This is a genomic window from Bradyrhizobium sp. PRIMUS42, assembly GCF_023006515.1.
GTDB lineage: Bacteria > Pseudomonadota > Alphaproteobacteria > Rhizobiales > Xanthobacteraceae > Bradyrhizobium.
In genome coordinates this window covers 1-482 of the sequence record NZ_JALBGZ010001575.1, presented here as the reverse complement: position 1 = coordinate 482, position 482 = coordinate 1, and the positions used below count along the sequence as shown (strand labels likewise).

General features: G+C 67.8%; 1 protein-coding gene. It reads left to right on the top strand.

The window, feature by feature from the left end; all coding sequences use genetic code 11:
- A partial coding sequence (locus tag MOV75_RS41735; RefSeq protein WP_309487027.1) for a transporter associated domain-containing protein occupies positions 1-482 on the top strand: 482 nt, incomplete at both ends.

Here is a 482-nt window from a genome sequence, read left to right as displayed (position 1 = left end):
CCCGCGCCGCGTCGAGCTGGATCTGCCCGGCCAGCTCGAGCAGCAGCTGGTCGGCTATCCGGTGCGGCCCAAGAGCCTGTATTTCCGCCGCGGCCTGATCCCGTCCTGGTCCAAGCCGACGCTGGTGATCCGCAACGAGAACATCCTGACGCCGACGGAAGCCGAGCCGATCGCGCCCGGCGATTACATCTATCTGCTGGCGCCGCCGGAAAAGGCCGAGTCGCTCGACCGCTTCTTCGTCGACATGCAGCCGAGCTCGGCGCCGGATCCGCATCTGCTCGGCGACTTCATGGTCTCCGGCGAGCACACGCTCGCCGAGCTCGCCGAGATCTACGGCGTGAAGGTGAGCGACGACGAGACCAAGCTCACACTCGCCGATTATTTCGACGTCCATCTCGACCGCGCGCCGAAGGAGGGCGCCGAGCTCGCGCTGGACGAGATCGTGCTCGTCGCGCGCTCGATCTCCGGCGGCCGCGTCAGCG